The sequence below is a fragment of the Rhizobium sp. WYJ-E13 genome, assembly GCF_018987265.1.
Taxonomy (GTDB): Bacteria; Pseudomonadota; Alphaproteobacteria; order Rhizobiales; family Rhizobiaceae; genus Rhizobium.
Genome location: NZ_CP076853.1, coordinates 552,806 through 571,360 on the forward strand (window position 1 = coordinate 552,806; position 18,555 = coordinate 571,360).

The window sequence follows — 18,555 nt, forward strand, 5'->3', positions numbered from 1 at the left end:
TCAGCGGCTTGCCTGCCTCGTCTTCGGTCCCGAAACCGAAAGCGAGGCGGTGATGTGTTCCATCGGGGCAAGCTGCTCGAGCGGGCCGATCGCCGAAAGCGTCGGGACGGTATCGTAGAAGAGGCGGCCGGCAAGATCGGTCAGGCGCTCGATCGTGATGCCTTCCAGGCGGTCCATCATCTCCGGATTGGAGATCGGGCGGCCGTAGAGCATCATCTGTCGGGCGACCTGGCCGGCACGCGCCGCAGGACTTTCCTGGCCCATGAGAAGCTGCGCACGGATCTGGGCGCGGGCGCGCTCGATTTCCTTCTGGTCGATATTGTCGGCCGATTTGTGCAACTCGTCGATGATGACGGGCACCAATTCCGGCAGGTTTTCGCCGCCGGTCGCGGCGTGGATGCCGAAGATGCCGGTATCGGAAAAGCCCCAGTGGAAGGCATAGACCGAATAACAGAGGCCGCGGAACTCGCGCACTTCCTGGAACAGGCGGGAGGACATGCCGCCGCCGAGGATATTGGCGAGGATCTGCGAGCAGTAGAAATCACGGGCGTGATAGGCCTTGCCCTCGAAGCCGAGCAGAATCTGTGCGTCCATGAGATCGCGCGTTTCGCGCACATTGCCGCCGATATAACGTGCGGCTTCCATGACCGGCGGCGCGTTGGCCGCGGTCGGCAGGCTTGCAAAACGGTCTTCGACCATGCGCACGAATTCGTCATGCTCGACGGCGCCGGTCGCCACGACGAACATCCGGTCGGTCGTATAGTTGCGGCCGAGATAGGTGCGGATCTGTTGCGGCGTGAAGGAAACGACGGTTTCCGGAGTGCCGAGGATCGGCCGGCCGAGCGTCTGGCCGCGATAGGCCACCTCGGAGAAACGGTCGAAGACGACATCGTCGGGCGTGTCGTTGGCCGCATTGATCTCCTGCAGGATGACCTGCTTCTCGCGCTCCAGTTCTTCTTCCTCGAAGGCGGATTCCGTCAGGATATCGGCCAGGATATCGACGGCGAGCGGCACGTGGTCCTTCAGGACCCGGGCATAATAGGAGGTCGTTTCGGTGGAGGTAGCGGCGTTCACTTCGCCGCCGACATCCTCGATTTCCTCGGCAATCTGGCGCGCGGAGCGTCGCCTCGTGCCCTTGAAGGCCATGTGCTCGAGCAGGTGGGCAATGCCGTGCTCGTCTTCCGTCTCGTTGCGCGAACCTGATTTGATCCAGACTCCAAGCGCAGCGCTTTCAAGGTGCGGCATGGTCTGTGTGACTACTGTCAGCCCGGATTTGAGCCGGGTGCACTCAACTGTCATGTGCTATCTTTCTGCGCCTGCCGTCATCTAGCTGCGGGCATGCTTGCCGATAAAGGTTTCAACCGCTTTGAGCTCGGGCTCGATGATCTGGAAGCGCTCCTCCCTGTGCATCAGATCAGCAAGCCACGTCGGAAGCGCCGGGTCAATACCGGAGGCGGATTTTACGGCAGCCGGGAATTTCGCCGGATGGGCGGTGGCAAGCGTCACCATCGGGGTACCAGGCTTTTCCCGCTTGGCGGCCACAAAGACGCCGATCGCCGAATGCGGATCGAGCAGATAGCCGGTTTCCGCATAGGTCTTGCGGATCGTTTCCGCCACCTGGCGCTCACTCGCGCGGCCAGCGCGGAAATCCTTTTTGATGAATTTAAGCGCTTCGGGCGAAATTTCGAAACCATTGGATTGCTTGAGGCTCTCCATTGCGGCACGCACCTTGGAGGCGTCGCGGTCATAGGCTTCGAACAGCAGCCGCTCGAAGTTGGAAGATATCTGGATATCCATTGATGGAGAAGTGGTGGCCTTCACCGCCTTCATGTCATAACGGCCGGTCTTCAGCGTCCGCGCCAGGATATCGTTCTCATTGGTGGCGATGACGAGCTTGTCGATCGGCAGGCCCATGCGCTTGGCACAATAGCCGGCGAAGATATCGCCGAAATTGCCAGTCGGTACCGTGAAGGAGATCTTCCGGTCCGGGCTGCCGAGTGCCACCGCCGTGGTGAAATAATAGACGATCTGGGCCATGATGCGCGCCCAGTTGATCGAGTTGACACCCGAAAGCTTCACCTTGTCGCGGAAGGCAACGTCATTGAACATGGCTTTGACGAGGTTCTGGCAATCGTCGAAATTGCCCTCGACGGCAAGCGCATGCACATTGCCGGCCGTTGACGTCGTCATCTGCCGCTGCTGTACCGGCGATACCTTGCCATGGGGGAAGAGGATGAAGATGTCGGTGCGCCCGCGGCCGGCGAAGGCGTCGATCGCCGCGCCACCCGTATCGCCCGAGGTGGCGCCGACGATGGTTGCCCGCTCGCCGCGCTTTTCCAGCGCATAATCCATCAGGCGGGCGAGAAGCTGCATCGCCACGTCCTTGAAGGCGAGCGTCGTGCCATGGAAGAGCTCCATGACGAAGCTGTTCGGGCCGGTCTGGACCAGTGGCGCGATCGCCGGATGGCGGAAAGTGCCATAGGCTTCGTTAATCATCGCCCGGAAGGTTTCGTCTGGGATTTCGCCATTGGTGAAGGGCGAAAGGATGGTGAAGGCGATCTCCTGATAGGTCTTGCCGCGGAGCGCCCGGATTTCCTTTTTGGAAAAGTTCGGCCATTTGCGGGGAACGTAAAGCCCGCCATCGCGCGCCAGCCCAGCCAGAAGGGCGTCGCAAAAGCCGAGGGAAGGGGCCTCGCCGCGGGTCGAGATATAGTCCACGTTCGTCATCCTTGATCTATGGCTGGAGAGTTTCCGTGCGGAAAACGGGCCGTCGCCGCGCCGCCGAAAAGAGGGGGCTTGCCGGCCTGCCCGAGCGGTGTCGCAGGTATCCTATTGAACTTGCCCGCATCCGGCTGCGAAAAGTGCATCAAAACGGTGCTTACCCAATCGATTTTTCTTTGCGCCGCTGATATAGACCATCGCCAACTGTCATGAAAGGCCTTGCGCGAAAGTCGCGAGAACCTAAAAGAAAAGCGTTTGCAAGGGGTGGAATATCGTGCTCGGCAAGGTCTCGCGTCTCATTGTTTCCGCATCGCTCTTTGCCGCCCTTGCCGGCTGCAATTCGCTCGGCCTCGGCGGCGACAGCAAGCCTGAAGCTGCAGCTGCGAGCAGCGGCTCCGCTCCGCTTCAGCCGAACGGCAATGCCCAGATCATGCCGGTCGCTCCATCAAATCCTTCGTCGAACCAGGCCCCGATCGGCACCGGCGTTACCGCGCAGGGAACGGTCGCACCCGTTGTGCAGGGTGCATGCCCGCAGATCTTCATGCGTGACCAGGACGCGATCTATCGCACCTATGCGAAAGGTGCGAAGACCGGTGATCCGCAGCAGGTCGTCTTCCAGGCATCTTTCGGCGACTACAGCCGCCAGTGCATGCTCAGCGATACGGCGCTCTCCATGACCGTCGTGGCACAGCTTCGCCTCGTCGCCGGTCCGGGTGGCACGCCGGGTCCGGTCACTCTGCCGATCCGCATCTCGGTGCTGGATGGACAGGACGTGCTGTCATCAGAAGTCGTTCACTTCCCGACGCAAATTCCGGCGGGCTCCCCTGCCACGCAGGTCATCTTCCGCCACGAAGGCATCAAGATGCCGGTCGGTTCCGGCGCGCTGGTCCGCGTCAATGTCGGCTTCGACACCCAGCCCGCCAAGAACGCCAAAAATTCCAAGAAGAGCAGCTAGGCAATCGCCTGCTCGCGATCTCGTACAATTGAACGAGCTGTAGTGCCGCGGCACGTGCGGCCGCGCGACAAACCCTCGTCCACAACATATAAAGAGCCCGCGAATCTGCGGGCTCAGCCTGCGGTTTTCTGTCAGAGGCTCGCCGCCAGCTGCCCTTAGAGCACGCCTTCCCATTCGGCGAGTGCGGCAACCACACCCGGCAGATCGTTCATGCGAGAGATGACGGTCTCCGCGCCTGCATCCGTCAACTTGTCGGCATGCGAGGGATAGGTGTGCGAGCCGCCGGTGAAGCCGATCACCCGCATGCCTGCAGCGCGCGCAGCGTGGACACCGTGCGTGGAATCTTCGACGACGACCGTCTTGGAAGGCGAGATACCCATCTGGCTTGCGCCGTGCAGGTAGATATCCGGCTTCGGCTTGGCGCGGTCGGGGCCAAGATCCTTGGCAGAGAAGATAGTGGGCGCGAAGAGCTTCTTCAGGCCGACCTTGCCCAGCATCATGTCGAGCCGCTGGCTCGAGGAGTTCGAGCAGATGCAGCGCTTCATCGAGAGGCGGCTGATGGCGAATTCGACGCCGGGAATGGCCTGGACTTCCTGTTCGAGCCGGATATCCAGAAGCTTCTGCGACTGATCGATGAGGGATGCCGAGAGCGGAATGCTGGCTTCCCGTTCGATCTGGAAGAGGATGTCCTGCCATGTCAGGCCGGCGAAGCGCTCGTTCATTTCCTCGACGCCGATCGGATAGCCTGCTTCCGTCAGCAGCCTGGATTCGACATCCGCTGCGATGATTTCGGAATCGACCAGAACGCCGTCACAGTCGAAGATGATGAGGTCGAAGCCGTCCATATACTCATGCCTTGTTCGGGGATGATGCGGCTTTACACGATGGCGGACGAAAGCTCAACCGATGGCGGGGCATGGCTGGAATGCGCGGCGCGGGCAGCTTTGCGGCGAGCGGCTGGAGCACGGTCGCTCACCATCGTATCAGGGACAAGCTGGTCGTGCCTTGCTGGCTTTCCAGCGGAAACAATTTCAGGAACTGCCGCTCACCCTCGGGTGAAAAGACCACGGAGCGGCTTTCCGGTATCCGTCGCGCCCAGCCCTTTTCCATGAAGCTTGCCAGCAGTGCCTTGCCGAGGCTGCCAGCGAGATGGGCGCGGCGTTCGCTCCAGTCGAGGCAGGAGCGGCAGAGCGGCCGGCGAGAGGATTTGAGGCTGCCGATATCGATGCCGATGCATTGCAGATCGTTCTCGCCCTTGGTTGTTACCGCAAGCCCGTCGCCGACGGCATCGATCGATCCCGATGCGACCAGGCTGTCCAGCATGCGCACGCCGTAATCGCCGGCGAGGTGATCGTAGCAGATGCGCGCCTTGCGCAGTGCCGGATCCTTCGGTCCGGGCTGGTGGCGCAGATGCCCGAGGCTTGCGGCAAGACCCATCATGCTTTCGATCAGCCGGGCCACCGCCTCGTCGGCTAGGGTGAAATAGCGGTGCCGCCCCTGTTTGCGCTGGGCAAGCAAGCCGCCGCCTTCCAGCTTTGAGAGATGTGAGCTCGCCGTCTGCAGCGTGACCCCGCCGGCTGCCGCGAGCTCCGTCGCCGTCAGCGCACGGCCGCCCGTCAGCGCCGCCAGCATGTTGGCGCGGGCCGGATCGCCGATGAGCGCACCGATCTGCGCGATGTCAGGTCCTTCCTTCATACTTCGATCGTAACCGAAGCATGTCAGTACCGCAATGTGCGAAAGCTCCTCTCATACGAAAGGAGAAACCGATGATTACCTGCTTCATCCGCTATGAGATCGACCCCTTCCGCAAGGATGCCTTTGCCGAATATGCCCGCAACTGGGGAGAGGCGATCCCGCGCAACGGTGCCGACCTGATCGGCTATTTCGGTCCGCATGAAGGTTCGGCGACGACGGCCTACGGCGTCTACAACATCGAAAGCCTCGCAGCCTACGAGGCCTACCGTGCAAGGCTGACCGCCGATCCGCTCGGCCGGAAGAACTACGAATTCGCCCGCCGCGAGCGCTTTATTCTCAAAGAGGACCGGATCTTTCTGAAGAACGTCTCGGCCCCGCATGCGAAGCTGGTGCTGCCATGATCGCCGTCATCTTCGAAGTCATTCCCTATCTCGGCGAGCGCCACAAATATCTCGATCTTGCCGGTGAACTCAGATCCGAACTCCAGAAGATCGACGGCTTCATTTCCATCGAGCGTTTCGAGAGCCTGACGATGCGCGGCAAGATCCTCTCGCTGTCCTTCTTCCGGGATGAGGAAGCGGTGCACCAGTGGCGTAATCTCGAAGCCCATCGGGCGGCGCAAAAGGCCGGCCGGAACGGCATTTTCGCCGATTATCGCCTGCGCATCGGCCATGTCGTCAGAGACTACGGCATGCTTGAGCGGGCCGAGGCACCTGAGGACAGTAGGCAGGTTCACGCGCCTCAGGCGGCAGAGTGAAATCGGGGCGGGCGCAGCCGGCTGTCCGCCTCTTTCTTATAGGTAAACCGGAATATTTTCCCGAAACGGGTCGGTGCTTCAGGCTTTGGTAACCAACTTGCGTAACCATAACGGAGAGTTAAGCGTAAAGCGTATGGGTGAGTATTTACATGGCGTCTGTATTTCCGCTTGCCGACCTGAAGACTTCCGTAAAGCCGGGTTCTTGGGTCGACACGATCATCAAGGGTGATTGCGTTGCAGCCCTCGAGGCTCTTCCGAACCAGTCCGTTGACGTCATCTTTGCCGATCCGCCCTACAACCTCCAACTCGGCGGCACGCTGCACCGGCCGGACCAGTCGCTGGTCGATGCCGTCGATGACGAATGGGATCAGTTCGCTTCTTTTGAAGCCTATGACGCCTTCACCCGCGCCTGGCTGCTCGCCTGCCGCCGTGTGCTGAAACCGACGGGCACGATCTGGGTGATCGGTTCCTATCACAATATCTTCCGCGTCGGCGCCACGCTGCAGGATCTCAACTTCTGGATCCTGAACGACATCGTCTGGCGCAAGACCAATCCGATGCCGAATTTCAAGGGCCGTCGTTTCCAGAACGCCCATGAGACAATGATTTGGGCAAGTCCGAACGCCAAGGCCAAGGGCTATACCTTCAACTACGATGCGATGAAGGCCGCCAATGACGACGTGCAGATGCGCTCCGACTGGCTGTTCCCGATCTGCAGCGGCAATGAGCGCCTGAAGGGCGAGGACGGCAAGAAAGCCCATCCGACGCAAAAGCCGGAAGCGCTGCTCGCCCGCGTTATCATGGCCTCATCGAAGCCCGGCGATGTGATCCTCGATCCCTTCTTCGGTTCGGGAACGACCGGTGCCGTCGCCAAGCGTCTCGGCCGCCACTTCGTCGGCATCGAGCGCGAGCAGGACTATATCGATGCGGCCTCTGCCCGCATCGCCGCCGTCGAACCGCTCGGCAAGGCGGAACTGACCGTCATGACCGGCAAGAAGGCCGAAGCGCGTATCGCCTTCAACGTGCTGGTCGAAAGCGGCCTCATCAAGCCCGGCCAGGTGTTGACGGATGCCAAGCGCCGTCACAGCGCCGTGGTGCGTGCCGACGGCACGGTCGCTTCCGGCGGCGAGGCCGGCTCCATTCATCGTCTCGGCGCGAAAGTGCAGGGCCTTGATGCATGCAACGGGTGGACCTTCTGGCATTTCGACGACGGGCAGTCCCTGCGCCCGATTGACGAATTGCGGTCCGTCATCCGCAGTGACCTCGCAAAGGTGGGCTGAGCAGCACCTTGCAAGGTTGAGACCAACCTTTCTTCCGGTTTGTACCTCCAGTTACGGAAGAAGAAAAAGAGGCCCGGGGTCGAAAAACCCCGGGCCTCTTCTTTCAGGACCGAAGTTCTTCTTCAGAATTCCTGATAGTCGATCACATCGACCCGCGTGACCTTGCCCTCCTCGTTGAAGGTGATCGTCTCTTCGCCCTCGCGTATCAGCGGCTTGCCGGTCTTGCTGTGCGTTGCCCGAACGGACCAGACGGCCCGGCCGGAAAGCGGCGTTAGCGTTTCGACCAGCGAATTCTCCGCCGTCTGATCCGGATAATCGTCGAAGTAGCGACGGAAGGCGGCCATGATTTCTGCCCGGCCGGCAAGGCTGCCAACACCGTTGGAGACGTAGGTCGCGTCCTCCGCGAACCAGTTCTCGATCTCGGGAAAATCGAGCGCGTTGATCGCCGCGTGGAAGCGGTCGATGGCATCAGCGGGATCGAAAGACATCGCTCAGGCCTTCAGTCCATAGGTGGCAAGATCGGCGCGCAGCTTGTCGGCGCCGGTGAAGAGCACGGCATTCCAGCCGGCTGCCTTTGCGCCCTCGACATTGACAGGCGCGTCGTCGATGAAGATGGTCGCTGTCGGGTCGAGGCCGAAGCTCTTGGTATGCGTTTCGTAGATCGCGATATCCGGCTTGATGAGACCGACATCACCCGAAACGGTCACGCCGCGCGGCTTCTTGAGAAAGGCGAAGCGCTGTTGTGCCTCGCGGAACGTGTCGGAGGCGAAGTTTGTCAGCATCGTCACGTCCCGGCCCTCGTTGATGAAGCCTTCCATGATCGCGACGCTCTCTTCATAGGCATGCGGCACCATTTCGTGCCAGTGCTTGCGGAAGGCGCGGATATGTTCTTCGCGGGTCGGATGCTGCTCGATCAGCAGTGCCTCGGCATCGGCCCAGGTGCGGCCGCGGTCCTGCTCGATGTTCCAGTCATGGGTGCAGATATTGGCGAAAAACCAGTTGCGCTCGGCCTCATCGGGAATGAGGCGGCTGAAGGGAATATGGGGATCGTAATGAATAAGAACTTTGCCGATATCGAAAACGATATGCTTGATGTCGTTTGCCATAGTCATCCCTTGGCTGTTTTGAACGCGAGAGGAATAGCCGCTGCGATCGCTTTTTTCATGATGGTCGGCAGCGCCTGAGCTTCAAGATTTGTAACCGGCTCCCACCATCCGTCATTGGTCTGAACGGGGGCAGGGATTGCCACGCGGAAGATCGAAAGCCTGAGTTCGAAATGGGTGAAGACATGCGTGACGGTGCCCGCACTTTTCCATCTGGCTTTGAAAGGTGCAGCCTCTGCCGACGTTTCGCCATCCTGTCGCGACGTCCATGCCGTCGTCGGAATTTCCGTCATGCCGCCGAGCAGGCCGCTTTCGACACGCCGCCGCAACAGGATCTCACCCTCGGAGGTAACCGCCACAAAGGCTGCGCCACGGCGGATCGGTTTCTCCTTCTTCGCGGCCTTGACCGGGAACTGCTCGGGATCTTGCAGCCGCAGGGCTTCGCATGATCCGTTAAAGGGACAGAGCGAACAGGCCGGGCGTTTCGGCGTGCAGACCGTCGCGCCGAGATCCATCATGGCCTGCGCGAAATCACCGGGCCGGTCGGCAGGCGTCAGCAACGCCACTTTCTGGCGCATCAGCGGCTTGGCGGCCGGAAGTGGGGTGGCGATAGCATAGAGCCGTGAGATCACCCGCTCTACATTGCCGTCCATCACGGCCGCCTGCCTGTTGAACGCGATTGCCGCAACCGCTGCCGCTGTATAGTCGCCGATGCCTGGTAGGGCTTTCAGCCCCTCAACGGTGTCCGGAAAGACGCCTCCATGCTCGCTGGCAACGGCTTCGGCGCATTTCTTCAGATTGCGTGCCCGCGCATAGTAGCCAAGCCCAGCCCAGGCCGCCATCACATCCTCACTTGGTGCCTTTGCGAGATCGATCACCGAGGGCCACTTCGCCAGGAAATTGGCGAAATAGGGCTTTACTGCCGGAACTGTCGTCTGCTGCAGCATCACCTCCGACAGCCAGACGTGATACGGGTCGGCCTTGATGCCGCGTTTCGCCATCGGCGGTGATACACGCCAGGGCAGGTCGCGGTGATGGCGGTCATACCATTCAAGGAGTGGGGAGGCGGTCGGCGCGTCCAGTGTGCGTGTCGTCATTATTTGCCGCGATCAGGGGAAGTGCTCTATACTTGGCGAAGCAACGCGGCGCGATCAAGCCGGTGGTTTCGAAAGACCACCGCTTACCAAGGTTTCGATGAGTTATCCACGCAAAGGTGAGAAGCAGATTTCCGAGCTGACCAACGGCATCATCGATCCCGTTCTCGCCCGCCGCGCCGGCATCAACTCCGCACTTCTGGGTTCCTGGGATGAGATTGCCGGCGAGGACTTCGCCGATTGCACCCGGCCGGAAAAGATCGCCTGGGCGCGCGGCGGTGATGACGGCAGCTTCCGCCCCGGCGTGCTGACGGTTGCCTGCGAGGGAGCGCGCGCGCTTTTTCTCACCCACGCCCAGGGCGAGCTGATCCAGCGCATCAACAGCTTCTTTGGCTTTGCTGCCGTCCATCAGATCCGCATCGTCCAGAAGCCGGTCTACCAGCCGGTCAAGCGCTCCCGCACACCCCCGCCGCTGAAGGGCGAGGCGGCCCGCAAGCTGGAAAGCATGATGCAAGGTTTGGAGGACGAAAAGATCAGGCGGGCGATCGCCCGGCTCGGCACGGCGGTATTGGGAAAACGGGGCAGATAGGTTTCGTTTGATCTAGGATCTGCCCAAGTGCTATACATGTATAGCAATGGAGGTTCCTATGCTCGCTTTAAGATTGCCGCCGGAGATTGAAGCTCGCCTGGATGCGCTTGCAAAGCGCACCGGACGAAGCAAGAGTTTCTATGCGCGGCAGGCTATTCTTGAACATCTTGACGATATGGAAGACATCTTCCTTGCCGAAAAGCGCCTTGAGGAGCTTCGTAAGGAAGAAACCGATACTGTGCCGCTCTCGGAACTGATGGCGCGGTATGGCGTGGAGAATTGAGTTTCACCGGGCTGCGGAGCGTGAACTCGAAAAGCTCGGCCGCGACGCTGCCAGCCGCATCCTTCGCTTTCTGAACGACCGCAATTCAAAGTTGGACGATCCAAGATCGGTCGGAGAGGCGCTGAAGGGCTCCGAGCTGGGAAACTTCTGGAAATACCGTGTCGGAGACTATCGCGTAATCGCTGACATCAATGATGGCGCAGTTCGCATTCTGATTGTGCGCATCGGCAATCGCCGCGATGTGTATCGATAATGAGAAATCCTGCATGGTTTTGACTACTCGTCTTTCGCAGGTCACAATTCTTTGAAGAAAGTTGGCGAAGCGTGCCTTGTTCGTGGCTTCTGGCCGTTATATCGCACAATCAGCTGCCACACTTGTTTATGGGGAACCCATGCGCATCTCTGAAATGCAACTGACGAAACGCCAGCTTCTGGGCGGTGTCGCCGCCGCAACCGCATCCATGGCGGTATACGGTACGGCGCAGGCGCAGGCAGCCGTCGAAATCCCGAAGCCGGATGGCGATGTGGATATGGCCAAGGTGATGACCCCTGGCGCACTGCCGGAAATGGCGCTCGGCAAGACCGACGCTCCGGTCAAGATCGTCGAATATATGTCGATGACCTGCCCGCACTGCGCCCACTTCCACAACACCACCTTCGATACCATCAAGCAGAAATACGTCGACACCGGCAAGGTCGAGTTCGTCCTACGTGAATTCCCCTTTGATCCGCGCGCTGCCGCTGCCTTCATGCTCGCCCGCTGCAACCCGCAGAAGCCGGAAGAGCTCGCAACGCCCGAGCAATATTTCCCGATGGTCGCCATGCTCTTCAAGCAGCAACAGGTCTGGGCTGCCGCCGATGATGGCCGCGCCGCGCTGCTTCAGATGTCGAAGCTCGCCGGATTTACTGAGGATAGCTTCACGAAGTGCTTGACGAACCAGAAGCTGCTGGATGAAGTGAATGCCACGCGGGAAAGGGGTTCCAAGGATTTTGGCGTCAACGCCACACCGACGTTCCTCATCAATGGCAAGCGCTATTCTGGAGACATGCCGGTTGACACCATGTCGGCCCTCATCGACAGCCTCCTCTGATCCGTACCGTTTTGCGAAGGCGGGCGACGGCGAAAGCCGTGTGCCCGCTTTTTTGTTTGGTGAAGCATTTGGTGAGGCGGCGGCATGAAGTTCAACAAGCTTCGCCTTGTCGGCTTCAAGTCCTTCGTCGAACCAACCGAATTCATCATCGAGCGCGGCCTGACGGGCGTCGTCGGTCCGAACGGCTGCGGCAAGTCCAATCTCGTCGAAGCCCTCCGCTGGGTCATGGGCGAGAATTCCTACAAGAATATGCGCGCGTCCGGCATGGACGACGTGATCTTCTCGGGTTCGGGAAATCGCCCGGCGCGCAATACCGCTGAAGTCGGCCTCTATCTCGATAATGGCGAGCGCACCGCACCCGCCGCCTTCAATGACAGCGATGAAATCCAGGTCACCCGCCGTATCGAGCGCGAACAGGGGTCGATCTACCGCATCAACGGCAAGGAAAGCCGTGCCAAGGATGTGCAGCTTCTCTTCGCCGATGCCTCCACCGGCGCGCGTTCTCCCTCCATGGTGGGGCAGGGCCGCATCGGCGAGCTGATCTCGGCAAAGCCGCAGGCTCGCCGCCAGTTGCTGGAAGAGGCCGCCGGCATTTCCGGCCTGCACTCCCGCCGCCACGAGGCTGAGCTTCGCCTGCGCGCGGCCGAAAGCAATCTGGAGCGTCTCGACGACGTCACTTCGCAGCTCGAAAGCCAGATCGAGAGCCTGAAGCGTCAGGCCCGCCAGGCAAACCGCTTCAAGACGCTTTCCGCCGATATCCGCGCCCGCGAGGCAATGCTCTTGCATATCCGCTGGGTGCAGGCGAAGGAGGCTGAGGCCGAGGCCGACAGCGCGCTCAATCAGGCAACCGTCGTCGTTGCCGAGAAGGCGCAGATCCAGATGGATGCGGCGAAGAACCAGGGCATCGCCAGCCTGAAGCTCCCGGAACTGCGCGAAGGCGAAGCGCGGGCAGCTGCCACACTCCAGCGCCTGCAGATCGCCCGCAGCCAGCTTGAGGAAGATGCCAACCGCATCCTGCGCCGCCGCGACGAACTGACCCGTCGTCTGGCGCAGCTTGCCGAAGACATCAGGCGCGAGGAGCGGCTTGTTGCCGACAATGCCACGATCCTCGCAAGGCTTGATGCCGAAGAGGCCGATATCGCCGAAATCCTGGCCGATTCCGGCCGTTATGCCGAGGAGACGCGGCAGGCTTTCGAGGAGGCGGCGGCGAAACTCGCAGATAGCGAACGCATCTTCACTATCCTGACGGCAGACCGCGCCGAAGCCGCCGCCGGCCGCAATCAGCTCGAACGCGCCATCCGCGACCTCGCCGACCGCAAGCTGCGCCTCGAACGCCAGATGGACGAAGCCAACCGTGAACTCGCCGGCATCGAGCAGAAGATCGCGACACTGCCGGATCCGGACGAAAAGCGCGCAATGGTCGAGGCGGGGGAGGTCGCCGTCGCCGAAGCCGAGGCGGCGATCCAGTCCGTCGAGCAGGCACTTTCAACGGCGCGCGAAACCGAGGCACTTTCGCGCTCTCCTGTCGAACAGGCGCGCAGCAAGCTCAACGCGCTGGAGACGGAAGCCCGTACCATCCAGCGTATGCTGGCTAGCGCCGCGGCAGGGGAATTCCCGCCGGTTGCCGAAGAACTGAAGGTGGATCGTGGTTTCGAGACGGCGCTGGGGGCTGCGCTCGGCGACGATCTCGAATCCCCACTCGATCCGAATGCGCCCGCCTACTGGTCGGAAAACGGTGATGGTGTCGGCGATCCGGCGCTGCCCGCAGGCGCCGATCCGCTGCTGAACCATGTCTGCGCACCTGCCGCGCTGATCCGCCGCCTGCGCCAGATCGGTCTGGTCGCTGCCGCCGATGCACCGCGTCTGGTGAAGGAGCTCAAGGCCGGCCAACGGCTGGTCACCAGGGAAGGGGCGGTCTATCGCTGGGATGGTCATGTCACTGGCGCGGATGCGCCGAGTGCGGCTGCCCTTCGACTTGCCCAGAAGAACCGACTTGCCGAGTTGGAAGGCGAGGCTGAGCTTGCCCGCGATGTCCTGGCTGAAGCCGAAGAACGTCTCGCCGCCGCCGCCGAGACCATCCGCGGCGAAGAGCGCCGGCTTGCTGAAGCCCGTGATATGAGCCGCCTGTCCGCCCGCCATCTGGCTGAAGCGCGGGAAGCACTTGCCGCTGCCGAGCGCGCTTCCGGTGATCTCATTCGCCGCCGCGATGTCATTGCCGAAGCTGTCAGCCAGTTGCAGGCGCAGCTTGAGGATATCGCCGTTCAGCAAGAAAATGCCCGTATCGAACTCGAAGACGCGCCGGATCTGACTGCGCTCGATGAACGGCTGCGCTTCCAGCAGGCCGAGGTCGCGACGGATCGCGGCGCCCTCGCCGAAGCCCGCGCCCGCCACGAGAGCCTCAACCGGGAGAATGATGCCCGCCAGCGCCGCATTGTCGCCATCGGCCAGGAGCGCGAGACATGGCGCCAGCGCGCTGCCAGCGCCGAGGACCACATCGCCACGCTCCGCGAGCGTGAAGAAGAGGCGCGTGAAGAGGCCGCCGAACTGGAAATGGCGCCGGACGAATTCGACGACAAGCGCCGCGCGCTGCTGACGGAGCTGCAGAAGGCCGAGGAAGCCCGTCGCCATGCTGCCGATCTCTTGGCTGAGGCCGAACTGCTGCAGCGCGATGCCGACCATAAGGCGGCGACGGCACTTTCCGAACTCGCCGAAAGCCGCGAGCGCCGCGGCCGCGCCGAGGAACGCCTCGTCTCCGCTCGCGAGAAGCGGCAGGAAAGCGAACAGCGTATCCGCGAGGCGCTGAGCGTGGCCCCGCATGAGGCGCTGCGCCTTGCCGGCCGGCCGGGACTGCAGACCCTGCCCGATCCGCATGAGGTCGAGCGCGAGGTCGAGCGGCTGCGGATCGAGCGCGAGCGACTGGGTGCTGTCAACCTGCGTGCCGACGAGGAGCAGAAGGAGCTCAGCGAGAAGCTGGAGACGCTCGTCAAGGAACGCGACGACGTCATCGATGCTATCAGAAAACTGCGCGGCGCAATCCAGAGCCTGAACCGTGAGGGCCGCGAACGCCTGATCGCCGCCTTCGATGTCGTCAATGCCCAGTTCCAGCGCCTCTTCACTCACCTCTTCGGCGGCGGCACGGCCGAACTGCAGCTCATCGAATCAGACGATCCGCTGGAAGCTGGCCTCGAAATCCTCGCCCGCCCGCCGGGCAAGAAGCCGCAGACCATGACATTGCTGTCGGGTGGCGAACAGGCGCTGACGGCGATGGCGCTGATCTTTGCCGTCTTCCTCACCAATCCTGCGCCGATCTGCGTGCTGGATGAAGTGGACGCCCCGCTCGACGACCATAATGTCGAGCGTTACTGCAATCTGATGGATGAGATGGCGGCGTCTACGGAGACGCGATTCGTCATCATTACCCACAATCCCATCACCATGGCCCGCATGAATCGCCTCTTTGGCGTCACAATGGCCGAGCAGGGTGTTTCCCAGCTTGTTTCGGTCGATTTGCAGACCGCAGAGCGTCTGCGCGAGACGGCGTGAAGCGGCATTTTAATTAAAGACCAAAAAAGGTCACCTTCACATCGGGTACGTACCCCATTTGGGTGATGCTCTTTTGCGCGTATTGCATTAGAAGTTGTTTTATCGCAACCGTGTCATTGCGGATAAGTAGCAATCGGTCGTTGCGAGCCGTGGAATTTGCAATGCAGTCTTCGGGTGAGGTGGGGACCGAAGGCCGCCGGGCATAAATGGACCCCCCGTCCGGTTTTCCTGGCCGGACGGAAACAAGGCTTTGCGGGACCGTTGTTGCAGTCCCGCAAAGCTTTTTTTATGCGCCTCTCGATTTTCAATCGTTTGATTCTGTATCCCGTTAGGGATTTATTGTGCAGCGCAACATTTCGCCGCAATTGTCGATTTTCATTTCAACACCAAGGGATTAAGCTGGTCCCCGAAATGGTGTTGGGGGGAAGATGACCAAGTGGGTCTATACGTTCGGCAACGGACAGGCTGAAGGCCGGGCGCGCGATAGGGAGATTCTTGGCGGCAAGGGCGCCAATCTCGCCGAAATGTGCAGCCTCGGTCTGCCGGTTCCTCCCGGCCTCACTATCGTCAGCGAAGCCTGCAACACCTATTACAAGAACGGCCGCAAGATCGATCCGGCGTTGAAGGAGCAGGTACTTGCGGGCATTGCCGGTATCGAGCAGACAACCGGCCGCCGTTTCGGTGCGGGTAACCAGCCTCTTCTGCTCTCCGTTCGCTCCGGCGCCCGTGTTTCCATGCCGGGCATGATGGATACGGTGCTCAATCTCGGCCTGAACGATGAGACGGTGCAGGCGCTCGGCCATGATGCCGGTGACGCGCGCTTCGCCTGGGACAGCTATCGCCGCTTCATCCAGATGTATGCCGATGTCGTGATGGGTCTCGGCAACGATCTCTTCGAGGAAATTCTCGAGGATGAGAAGGCACGCCTTGGTCATGAATTCGATACTGAGCTCAGCGCGACTGAATGGCAGCACGTCGTTTCGCTCTACAAGGCGCTGATAGAGGAAGAGCTGGACGAGTCTTTTCCGCAGGATCCGGCAATACAGCTCTGGGGGGCTGTCGGTGCGGTGTTTGCAAGTTGGATGAGCGCACGCGCCGTCACTTACCGCCAGCTTCATAATATCCCGGAAGCCTGGGGCACGGCGGTCAATATCCAGGCCATGGTCTTCGGCAATCTCGGCAATGCATCGGCGACAGGTGTTGCCTTCACTCGCAATCCCTCGACCGGGGAAAAGATCCTCTACGGCGAATTCCTGGTGAATGCGCAGGGTGAAGACGTCGTCGCCGGCATCCGCACGCCGCAGAGCATCACCGAGGAGGGGCGTATTGCTTCCGGTTCCGAGAAGCCTTCGATGGAAAAGCTGATGCCGGAGGCCTTCAAGGAGTTCGGCCGCATCTGCGCCGAGCTCGAATCTCACTACCGTGACATGCAGGATATCGAATTCACCATCGAGCGCGGCAAGCTCTGGATGCTGCAGACGCGCTCCGGCAAGCGCTCGACGCGCGCGGCGATGAGGATCGCCGTCGACATGGTGGACGAAGGCGTGATCACCGAGGATGAGGCAGTCCTTCGCATCGAGCCCTCGACGCTCGACCAACTCCTGCATCCGACCATCGATCCGCGCGTCAGCCGTCAGGTGATCGGCTCCGGCCTGCCGGCCTCTCCGGGGGCGGCAACCGGCGAGATCGTCTTCACGGCGGAAGAGGCGGTCGAGGCGGAGGCCGAGGGGCGCAAGGTCATTCTGCTGCGCGTCGAGACGAGCCCCGAAGATATTCACGGCATGCATGCGGCGGAAGGCATCCTGACGACGCGTGGCGGCATGACCAGCCATGCGGCCGTGGTTGCCCGCGGCATGGGTATCCCTTGCGTCGTCGGCGCAGGCACCATGCGCATCGATGCCCGCAACGAAAAGCTGATCGGTATCGGCGTGACGCTGAAGAGGGGCGATATCATCACCATCGACGGTTCTGCCGGCCAGGTGCTGAAGGGCGAAGTGCCGATGATCCAGCCGGAATTGTCAGGCGATTTCGGCCGTATCATGGGCTGGGCGGACCGCGCGCGCCGCATGACCGTGCGCACCAATGCCGATACGCCGGCGGATGCCCGCGCGGCGCGCTCCTTCGGTGCGGAGGGCATCGGGCTTTGCCGCACCGAGCATATGTTCTTCGAGGGTGAGCGCATCCATGTCATGCGCGAGATGATCCTGGCTGAAGATGAGAAGGGCAGGCGGGGCGCTCTCGACAAGCTCCTGCCCATGCAGCGGAGCGATTTCACCGGCCTGTTCACTGTCATGCACGGCCTGCCGGTGACGATCCGCCTGCTAGACCCGCCGCTGCACGAATTCCTGCCGAAGAGCGATGAGGAGATTGCCGAGGTCGCCTTTGCGATGGACATGGAACCCACGGCGCTGCGCCAGCGCGTCGATGCGCTGCATGAGTTCAATCCCATGCTCGGCCATCGCGGCTGCCGTCTTGCCATCTCCTATCCTGAGATCGTCGAGATGCAGGCCCGCGCCATCTTCGAGGCGGCGGTCGCCGCTGCACAGGAAACCGGCGCCGCCGTCGTTCCCGAAATCATGGTGCCGCTCGTCGGCCTGCGTTCCGAGCTCGATTACGTCAAGGCGAAGATCGATACCGTGGCGCAGGACGTCATGTCGGAAGCCAGGATGCGCATCGATTATCTGGTTGGCACGATGATCGAGCTGCCGCGCGCGGCACTGCGCGCCCATGTCATTGCGGAAGCCGCCGAATTCTTTTCCTTCGGCACCAACGACCTGACGCAGACCACCTTCGGCATTTCACGCGACGATGCCTCGGCCTTCATCCCGACCTATCAGCGTAAGGGCATCATCGAGCATGATCCCTTCATATCCCTGGATTTTGATGGAGTGGGCGAACTGATCCGCATCGCTGCGGAGCGCGGCCGGCGCACGCGCAACGACATGAAGCTCGGCATCTGCGGTGAACATGGCGGCGATCCCGCCTCGATCCATTTCTGCGAGACGATCGGCCTCGACTACGTCTCCTGTTCGCCCTTTCGCGTGCCGATTGCGCGGCTTGCAGCCGCGCAGGCAGTGATTTCCAGCGCTCAGTGACGGTAGCGATAGTAGCGCGGATAAACGTAGGGACCGTTCAGATTATAGGCCATGTCGGCCATCACCCAGGCGCTGTCGTAGCGAGCCTGGGCGCGGCGATCGAGATCGATGCGCTGCAGGCAGTTGGCAAAGCCATCCGTACCGCGTTTGAAGCCATAGCCGAGGCAGGTCTGTTCGTCACGTGCCCGGCGCTCCTCGGGCGTCAGGGTCTGGCAGGCGGCAAGCCCGACGGCCAGAACGGCAAGAAGCGGCAGAACATATGGGCGCATCGGTCTATCCCTCGAGCATGAATGTCCGACCAGGAAAATCCATCTGCCAAGCGTCGTCAACCTGCCAGGCCCGTCAACCT

At 61.4% G+C, this 18,555-nt stretch carries 18 protein-coding genes; 10 read left to right on the forward strand and 8 right to left on the reverse strand.

Annotated elements, in window-relative coordinates; all coding sequences use genetic code 11:
* Window positions 1-1,299 (reverse strand): pitrilysin family protein, encoded by a 1,299-nt coding sequence (locus tag KQ933_RS02685; protein WP_216757267.1) that lies wholly within the window; start codon window positions 1,297-1,299, stop codon window positions 1-3.
* A 27-nt stretch (window positions 1,300-1,326) separates the two neighbouring features.
* Window positions 1,327-2,727 (reverse strand): threonine synthase, encoded by a 1,401-nt coding sequence (gene thrC / locus KQ933_RS02690; RefSeq protein WP_216757268.1) that lies wholly within the window; start codon window positions 2,725-2,727, stop codon window positions 1,327-1,329.
* A 265-nt stretch (window positions 2,728-2,992) separates the two neighbouring features.
* Between thrC and KQ933_RS02695 the strand changes: the two genes are divergently transcribed.
* On the forward strand, window positions 2,993-3,676 hold the full coding sequence (locus KQ933_RS02695) for a hypothetical protein (protein WP_216758813.1): 684 nt from the start codon (window positions 2,993-2,995) through the stop codon (window positions 3,674-3,676).
* A gap of 155 nt (window positions 3,677-3,831) precedes the next feature.
* On the opposite strand, the gene KQ933_RS02700 is transcribed toward KQ933_RS02695, so the two are convergent.
* Both KQ933_RS02700 and KQ933_RS02705 read right to left on the reverse strand, forming a co-directional pair.
* On the reverse strand, window positions 3,832-4,521 hold the full coding sequence (locus KQ933_RS02700) for an HAD family hydrolase (protein ID WP_216757269.1): 690 nt from the start codon (window positions 4,519-4,521) through the stop codon (window positions 3,832-3,834).
* Between the two features lie 127 nt (window positions 4,522-4,648).
* A complete protein-coding gene (locus tag KQ933_RS02705) occupies window positions 4,649-5,371 on the reverse strand; it encodes a helix-turn-helix transcriptional regulator (protein WP_216757270.1) in 723 nt (240 codons plus the stop codon).
* Between the two features lie 71 nt (window positions 5,372-5,442).
* On the opposite strand from KQ933_RS02705, the gene KQ933_RS02710 reads away from it, so the two are divergent.
* The 3 genes from KQ933_RS02710 (at window position 5,443) to KQ933_RS02720 (ending at window position 7,408) form a co-directional block, all read left to right on the forward strand.
* Window positions 5,443-5,772, forward strand: a complete 330-nt coding sequence (locus tag KQ933_RS02710; protein WP_216757271.1) for an NIPSNAP family protein — start codon at window positions 5,443-5,445, stop codon at window positions 5,770-5,772.
* Window positions 5,769-6,128 (forward strand): antibiotic biosynthesis monooxygenase, encoded by a 360-nt coding sequence (locus KQ933_RS02715; protein WP_216757272.1) that lies wholly within the window; start codon window positions 5,769-5,771, stop codon window positions 6,126-6,128. The genes KQ933_RS02710 and KQ933_RS02715 overlap by 4 nt, the downstream gene beginning before the upstream one ends.
* A 149-nt stretch (window positions 6,129-6,277) precedes the next feature.
* Window positions 6,278-7,408, forward strand: coding sequence for a site-specific DNA-methyltransferase (locus KQ933_RS02720; RefSeq protein WP_216757273.1), 1,131 nt, complete (start codon window positions 6,278-6,280; stop codon window positions 7,406-7,408).
* Between the two features lie 122 nt (window positions 7,409-7,530).
* Here KQ933_RS02720 and KQ933_RS02725 read toward each other — a convergent pair whose 3' ends face one another.
* The 3 genes from KQ933_RS02725 to mutY are packed head-to-tail and all read right to left on the reverse strand — an operon-like array spanning window position 7,531 to window position 9,608.
* Window positions 7,531-7,896 carry a nuclear transport factor 2 family protein gene (locus KQ933_RS02725; protein ID WP_216757274.1) on the reverse strand — a complete coding sequence of 122 codons (366 nt, stop codon included), beginning with the start codon at window positions 7,894-7,896 and terminating at the stop codon, window positions 7,531-7,533.
* 3 nt (window positions 7,897-7,899) lie between these two features.
* Window positions 7,900-8,514, reverse strand: a complete 615-nt coding sequence (locus KQ933_RS02730) for an HAD family phosphatase (protein WP_216757275.1) — start codon at window positions 8,512-8,514, stop codon at window positions 7,900-7,902.
* A 2-nt stretch (window positions 8,515-8,516) separates the two neighbouring features.
* A complete protein-coding gene (mutY, locus tag KQ933_RS02735; RefSeq protein ID WP_216757276.1) occupies window positions 8,517-9,608 on the reverse strand; it encodes an A/G-specific adenine glycosylase in 1,092 nt (363 codons plus the stop codon).
* 97 nt (window positions 9,609-9,705) lie between these two features.
* Here mutY and KQ933_RS02740 point away from each other — a divergent pair, with 97 nt between their 5' ends.
* The 6 genes from KQ933_RS02740 to ppdK all read left to right on the forward strand — a co-directional run bounded on the left by KQ933_RS02740 (window position 9,706) and on the right by ppdK (window position 18,206).
* Window positions 9,706-10,194, forward strand: coding sequence for a DUF721 domain-containing protein (locus KQ933_RS02740; RefSeq protein ID WP_216757277.1), 489 nt, complete (start codon window positions 9,706-9,708; stop codon window positions 10,192-10,194).
* A gap of 58 nt (window positions 10,195-10,252) precedes the next feature.
* On the forward strand, window positions 10,253-10,477 hold the full coding sequence (locus KQ933_RS02745; protein ID WP_216757278.1) for a DUF6290 family protein: 225 nt from the start codon (window positions 10,253-10,255) through the stop codon (window positions 10,475-10,477).
* Window positions 10,461-10,730 (forward strand): type II toxin-antitoxin system RelE/ParE family toxin, encoded by a 270-nt coding sequence (locus KQ933_RS02750; protein WP_216757279.1) that lies wholly within the window; start codon window positions 10,461-10,463, stop codon window positions 10,728-10,730. Before KQ933_RS02745 ends, KQ933_RS02750 begins: the two co-directional genes overlap by 17 nt.
* A gap of 139 nt (window positions 10,731-10,869) precedes the next feature.
* Window positions 10,870-11,568 (forward strand): DsbA family protein, encoded by a 699-nt coding sequence (locus tag KQ933_RS02755; RefSeq protein WP_007818069.1) that lies wholly within the window; start codon window positions 10,870-10,872, stop codon window positions 11,566-11,568.
* 84 nt (window positions 11,569-11,652) lie between these two features.
* A complete protein-coding gene (locus KQ933_RS02760; protein ID WP_216757280.1) occupies window positions 11,653-15,111 on the forward strand; it encodes a chromosome segregation SMC family protein in 3,459 nt (1,152 codons plus the stop codon).
* Between the two features lie 428 nt (window positions 15,112-15,539).
* The gene (gene ppdK / locus KQ933_RS02765; protein WP_216757281.1) at window positions 15,540-18,206 is read left to right on the forward strand and encodes a pyruvate, phosphate dikinase; all 2,667 of its coding nucleotides are present in this window, start codon (window positions 15,540-15,542) and stop codon (window positions 18,204-18,206) included.
* On the opposite strand, the gene KQ933_RS02770 is transcribed toward ppdK, so the two are convergent.
* Entirely contained in the window at window positions 18,200-18,475 is a 276-nt protein-coding gene (locus KQ933_RS02770; protein WP_216757282.1) for a hypothetical protein, read from the reverse strand. The two genes, ppdK and KQ933_RS02770, sit on opposite strands and share 7 nt — an antisense overlap.
* Between the last annotated feature and the right edge of the window lie 80 nt (window positions 18,476-18,555).